2 protein-coding genes are annotated in these 6,882 nt (G+C 40.8%); both read right to left on the bottom strand.

Going from position 1 to position 6,882, the window contains the following annotated elements; all coding sequences use genetic code 11:
- Nucleotides 1-1,282: 1,282 nt before the first annotated feature.
- Nucleotides 1,283-2,356: a HupE/UreJ family protein gene (locus AC1DSK_RS13480; RefSeq protein ID WP_477548291.1), complete on the bottom strand. Its 1,074-nt coding sequence runs from the start codon at nucleotides 2,354-2,356 to the stop codon at nucleotides 1,283-1,285.
- Between the two features lie 225 nt (nucleotides 2,357-2,581).
- Complete coding sequence (locus AC1DSK_RS13475) at nucleotides 2,582-6,436, bottom strand: discoidin domain-containing protein (RefSeq protein ID WP_477548290.1); 3,855 nt, start codon at nucleotides 6,434-6,436, stop codon at nucleotides 2,582-2,584.
- Nucleotides 6,437-6,882 lie beyond the last annotated feature (446 nt).

Below are 6,882 nucleotides of genomic sequence, written 5' to 3'. Positions count from 1 at the left end.
ATGGTCCTTCTGAATTGAAATCTTTAATTAATAGGAGTTCATAGAATGTACCTTCTTATTTAAGCGTAACTATGTATAGCTATCCCCACTAATATATATATTAAAGCTGTATTGTTAATAAAATACGTCTTAGATATTATAGATTTGTAAATGATCTATTAAATAAACATTAAGGACTTTAAATCTAGTATTCACAGTAGGTTGACATACCCCCCAAATTAGGAACTGTCGACTTCATTAATCAATAAGAAAAAGCTCCCATCATTACGGCAGCCGAATGTTCTGATATGAAATGGAAAATTTATTGTAGGGTTGAACCAAACTGTTCAATCATTATGGTTGCAAAGAAAATCAAGGGACATACACTATAACGGTAATTCCAGCCAAAATTCTCTTTGTTCTGTCCTGTTTAACAACTGTCAAGAAATCAGTTCATACTGGTCCAATTATTAAATTTTTCAAGAGAAACGGGGTTTCCAAGAATTCTATTTTTAATTAGCCAACATATAGAGTGCTATCACAGAAGTGGTTACACCTATTTTTTTTATCAGTTTGGCGTTTGTAAGACATACAAGCCGAATAATATCCAAGTTTTTCACCTCAACTAACCTACCGCGTAAGTCAAAAATTTCGTTTAGTTAACTCCAAGGTGTGTGTGATGAATTTAATTGAGAAACTCTCTTTGCTTCGGCGCTTTGAGTGGACTTACTTAAGAAGTCTATAAATCGGATAAAAGAATTTTTTTCCAAGGTCTTCGTTGAATTTCCACGTTAATGACTCTCCTTTAAACCGCAATTTTCATTTTTGGTTCCAGCGACTCCACTGATGGCTAAAAACGAAAGGATTGCGATAGGTAGGGGTTTCTTCTTCAAACGTGTTTGACTCATGTAGGACCTCCTTGGATTTGAGCTTGCACCTTTAGTGTAGTAGATGAATATGAAGAGGATGTGAATGAGGTGTTGAGACATTATTTAGAAAATGAACATTTTTATGCGAGGTTATAAGAAATTAAATGGTAACTTCTTTAGGTAATTCCGCAGGTGGGGTTATTGCATTGGGGCTGGCAAGCGGTAAAACGCCTCAACAGATTATGACAGTAAGTATCGTGAACCCCGATCAGATATGATCTCTTCACGAGCTGCCTGTCAGCTACGAGGCGACTAGGCTCTTACCTCGACCGGACTTTACCAGCTAGTTGTGCCTGACTTGGTTAGACACGCAATAATAAAAAAGAGCTAGCAAAAATACCGCTAACTCTCGTATTGATCAATACATGGCCTAATTACAATCTTTGAATCAACCAATAAAATGCCAGCACAAAAATAAGGCAAGACGTTGAGATCATCATTTTACGATACCATGGGAACCTTCGCAGCCATAGCAAGACGGGAAGTAATAGGCATAGGAACATGAGCTGGCCAGCTTCCACACCTAAATTAAACGAAAGGAGTGAGCCAATCAGATTGCCCTTTGGAAGTCCCGTTTCGGCCAAAGCCCCGGCGAAGCCCATGCCGTGAATCAGGCCAAATAAGGCAGTCAAAAGCCACCGCCATTTCGCCTTTTGAACAAACATATTTTCCACTGCCACATAACAGATCGTCAGGGCAATCAAGGCTTCGACCCAATGCGAACTGACCTGAATACGGTCGGTGGCCACCAAGAATAGTGTTATGCTGTGGCCGATTGTAAAAGCAGTAACAATTTTCAACGCATCCTTGAAGCGAGATGCGATTAATACTAAGGATAACAAAAACAGCAAATGATCGTACCCGGTCAAAATGTGTTCGATTCCAAGTACAAAGTATTTCCATAGGACGGATCCAGTTTCAGGCTGGGGTTGATCCTGGGGATGGTCCTGGGGATGGTTGATCAGAATATCTCTATTAGTGCTATCAATCATATCCTGCTGAAAATATTCCCCTGCATGGACCATGAGTACACTCGTATGAGCAGGCGCATCGTCAAACACCAGATCGTAATGAAGATTAAATTGTTCAATTTCTTCATCGGCGATAAACGTCAGTTGAATTTCCATGCCTCTTACGGCACCCTTTTGCGCCATGTTCATCGAAACCAATTCCATCGTTAAGGGCTTCGAATCCGAATCTATGCGAAGACCTTTCTGTAGATAGGATTCGATTTTTTGCGAGGCCAGTTCATCGTTCACCAGATTATCCAAGTCAGTACCGAATTGTGGAAACAAGTCTGTCTGTTCAATAAAAAGATCATAGAGAATCTCGTTCCCTTCAATGTTTAAATCCGAGTAATTCATATTTATGGAATGCGCAAGCGAAGTTGTGGCAGTTCCAAAAAATAATAAGATGATAAACACTGACAGGAATGAACGTCGAATCATAATGGGACCTCATTTCATAGAAAGTGGAGAGAAAAGATTTACTTTTCTCTCCTTATTATCTGGTGCTATTGCAAAATCTTATTGGCGATCCAAACTAAATCTGCAAAATTAATCTTGTCGTTATGATTGATATCTGCATCTTTAACCATGTGCCAATCCTCACTTGTAATGGTCTTTCCTTAATTCACCGTGTCCAGCGTTCAATAAATTCTTTTAAGTTAGAAGCTAATTCTTTACAGTTTCTGTTTCAAAGACATTAATCTCCGCAGCAGATGCAAAGCCGTTAACACCCGCCGTTGCTTCGAGCTTGACATATAATGCATCTGTCGGATCAAAAGTTACTACTTTCTCCGCACTGTCGTTTGCCCAAGTTCCGCTTGCAACTTTAGTAAAGGTCACTCCATCCTTACTTACATACATGTTATAGCCTGTAATATTTCCGTTGCCGCCTCCTGGCCTTGGCAAATACGTGACTTTACCGATTGGGAAAGTTGCTCCAAGTTTTAAGGTAATCGATTGAGGGAGAACGTCGGATTTATTCCACTTGGTATGCCATATCGTTTGTGGGTTTCCGTCGATCGCATTGGATGCGATATCTTTACCCGTTTCCTCGCTTGTCGCCGTTGCCGTCATTTGAGACTGAGGGATCTTATTAACACTTACTCTAATGCTTGTTGTCAAAGGCACGTTATTGGGATTTGCCACCCCTTTTGGCAAAGCTACAGTTCCATTAACAGTGAAGGTCTGTGCAGTCTTTACAGTGGGATCATAGTTTGAAGCATCTACATTCCATGTCACATTGGCATCCAAACTGTATGCATCGGTAACCATGGATACTGTCTTTGGCAATCCAAGGGCGTCCGCTGTCTTCGCCGTTCCGATTGCCTTTGTTATGTCAGCAGGCGCTTTGATGCTCATGAGATTCAAAGGTACCCCATCGGGAACAATCCACGAAAATTCCATTTCCGACAAACCGATATTTCCCTGACCGGATAACTGGAATTTGACCCATGTCACCTTCCTGGTAGGGAAATGTACAGAATAACCGCTCCCGTCATTCGGGATTCCTGAAACCGTCTCAGTGCTTCCGTCGCTGAAGGTAAGTGTTCCGCCTTTCGTCCAGTCGCCTGTGTTTGCCCGATCATAGAAGGTAATACTGTTGATCGTTTGATTCGTCGGCCAATTCACCTGGATCCATCGACCCTGATCTCCACTGGCCCCCGTCCATTCGCCAACACCCGGTTCCCCCCCTTTGATGCCATCGAGCACTTTGTTGGGCAGATAACGGTCATTGGCATATGATGAAGCGGTAGCAGTAGCTGTAGCGGTCGACACTGATAACTTATTAACAAATACTCTAATGCTTGTTGTCAGAGGCACGTTATTGAGATTTGTTACTATAGTTGGCAAAGTTACAGTTCCATTTACATTGAAGGTCTGTGGAGTCGCTACATTGGGATCATAGTTTGAAGCATCTACATCCCATGTCACCTCGGCATCCACTCTGATTGCATCATCGGTAACCAAGGATACTGACTTTGGCAATCCAAGGGCGTCCGCTGTCTTCGCCGCTCCGAATGCCACATCTATTGCGTCAGCAGGCGCAGTGATGCTGTTTAAATTAATATTCTGAGCCAAAATGTCAATGTCCTGCGACGAACGGTTATACATGGAATCGTCGGCGAATACCCTGATTTTATATGGCGTATTCGGCGACAAACCTGTAACCTTATATTTCTTGTATACCTCGTATGGTTTCTCCATCGGCATCGAAAGGCTGTTAAACGATTTGTCCACTTTCCCGGTGAGCTTGTTGATAAGTTGAATATTATATTCCATAACACGCACATTGTCAGTTGCTTGCTTTAATGTAAAACCAACTCCGTTGTTATTGAAGTCCAAGTAATCTACCTTAATAGAACCCTCATCAAGCTGCGGAGCTATGAGTTCTCTTGTATCCTTCCTGCTATAGGTAAAGGCATCTTTGCCTTCGCCAACGATTTTTACAGAAGGTGTCCCTACATATTCATCTGTAGATAAATTATACTGTTTGATGATCATTTTTGAACCGTAAACCTCTAAGAAATTCACGATCCTAGGTGTTGTAAGATAATTGATATACGAGCCTTCTATATATCCGCCGTATGGACCGTCATCAATATAACTGGAATATGAACTCGCACCACTGTCGATATACGTAGCCGCACCTTGATAGTGAGAACGTTCGTCGGTCGGGTCGTATTGCGTATGACCTGACATATATACGACCTGCGAAAAATTATTGTCGGCAATATATTTACCTACACTATTACTTGCCGGGCTGCTCCATCTTTCACTCCACACGGTTCCGCTTATAGGGAAGTGAGAAGATACAAATATGGGTTTGGTTGGATCGTAATCCGCTTCATTTTTAATTTGGTTGAGGAGATTGGTGGCTTTTCCCACCGTACTGCTGCTGTTAATATTTCCGTCAAAACCCACAAAATTATATCCTTTTACATTCACCCTATAAGCACTGTTATAGAAATGGTTTTCATATGAATTCGTTGAGGGGTTCCACGCGCCCGCCGAACCGATAGGTATAAAATTTTGGGAACCGGCCCCATCATGGTTGCCTCTTACCATGTACCATTTCGTATTTTTCAACTTACCCTCATTTGTAAGTTGAGTGTGTATTTTTTGCATACCTTTCATAGCCACATCATTATCTTGGCCGGTAATGTCGCCAGGAATAAACATTACGTCGGCCTGTGGGAATAAGCTCAGTTCTTTTGTGTACATTTTTACTCTAGCATCAATTACTCCGGGATCATCACCGACTTCAGGGTCGCTGTCTATAATCACATTTAAACCAGCGGGAGTTAATGTTTTATTGCTTTTTTCATAGATGAAGATGGCGCTGCTTAGTTCACGTTTGTAATAATTGATGGTTTCCTGTGTATATAATTTTACATTTTGCGTTGTTGCAACCGTAGTTGCCGTATTCAAAACCTTTTTCAAATAATCAAAATCGGTTTGGCTGAAGCCTTTGCCGAGACCGTCTGCTATTAGTGTATTTGCTTCTGATATTGTGTCGTTAAGTGCTTTCATATCTACTTTATTTACACCGTAACTCTTATAATTAGCTTGAACTACATCACTGCTAAATGCACCTTTCCAAACATTCAGATCAGCTATATCGAATGAATTATCGCCATGTTTGCCCAATCCGTCGCTACCTATATTTAATGGGTTCGATGTATCTAAAGATCCGATCCCCAGCGAAGTTTCAGTCATTTTGTAACCATCAATATACAACGATCCGAGCATTTTATCTCTGTCTACAACAAATGTCACGTAACGCCAATCGGAAGCGTTAAACGTGTCTCGCCCAAATTTTACTGATGTGGTCGGGAATCCTAAATTCATATTGACCGAATTGGCTGATGTATAAATCGCCCAGCCTTCGTTAGAGCTCTTAGTAAAATCCTTGTTTGATAATATTACCTGATTATTGTTAGTGTCACCCTTATACCAGAAGGATGTGGTAAAACTGTCATTACCAAAATTCAAGCTATGCGTTGTACCGACATAATTGCCGTCTCCGTTTTCTAAGTGCAGAGCTTTCGTCCCAGGTAATACACCGTCTACATAACTATAATTTCCTTTCGCTTCCAAGTTCTCTTGATTTGCATCGTCCTTTAAATTATTATCGAATTTCATCGATGCAATAAGGGAATTGGCATTTAATACTGCGTTCGTGGGCAATGAAGTTTTTCTATCACCATTTGATGGTAAACCAACTACAACGCGCAATTTTTTACCAATATCATTTAACGTTACGGTGTAGCTTTTGGATGTACCACCCGATTTCACATTAATATATTGATCGCTTATACGTGATTCCTGTACTTGCCATTGAAATGTTAGATTTTTGCCCATTGAACCTTGATTCATGATTACACTGGCGGTGATCGTTTGACCGTAAACCGGCTGCATATTGTCGATTTTGACAATTTTGGCGTCTGATGCGCCTACGGTGGTCGATAACATAACGAATATCATCGTTAATACGAGGGTAATGGATAAAATTCTTTTCATTACAGAAAACCTCCATATTTTAAGTATTTTAAGAGTCTGTTCAAAAAGCTTGTAAAATTGAGTAAAAAACAAAACCGTAGTGAAACTTTGATGCGGAACTCATTGATTATATCGATCATGTCGACGACTCCATTGTGCTGGAGAAGGTCGCCCCTCTTTACAAGGATGGTGGGCATCCTTACATCGATCGGGATGAGATGAGATTTTTCGTCACGGAAATCCCCCTTTCGTTTCCAATATTGGAACCTTGATTTTCTCCTTCTACTGTTCTCATTAAACTGAAACGATGCTTTAATCCTGGTACGCCGATATTTTGAAACCTCCCAGAATAGGGGGAATACGTGACAATAGACGCCACCTCAAAACAGCATAAAATATAAACACACCCACACAAATTACCTATGTATAAAAAAATAATACACAATCATTATTGATTTTCTGTGAAT

The organism is Paenisporosarcina sp. P4_B8, assembly GCF_056402175.1.
The sequence above is the reverse complement of the archived record's forward strand: the minus strand, read 5'-3'. Positions and strand labels throughout refer to the sequence as shown.

Bases quoted from the DNA above. Each gene is read 5' to 3' on its own strand.
- AC1DSK_RS13480 (WP_477548291.1), bottom strand. From the start codon at position 2,356: ATGATTCGACGTTCATTCCTGTCAGTGTTTATCATCTTATTATTTTTT.
- AC1DSK_RS13475 (WP_477548290.1), bottom strand. From the start codon at position 6,436: ATGAAAAGAATTTTATCCATTACCCTCGTATTAACGATGATATTCGTT.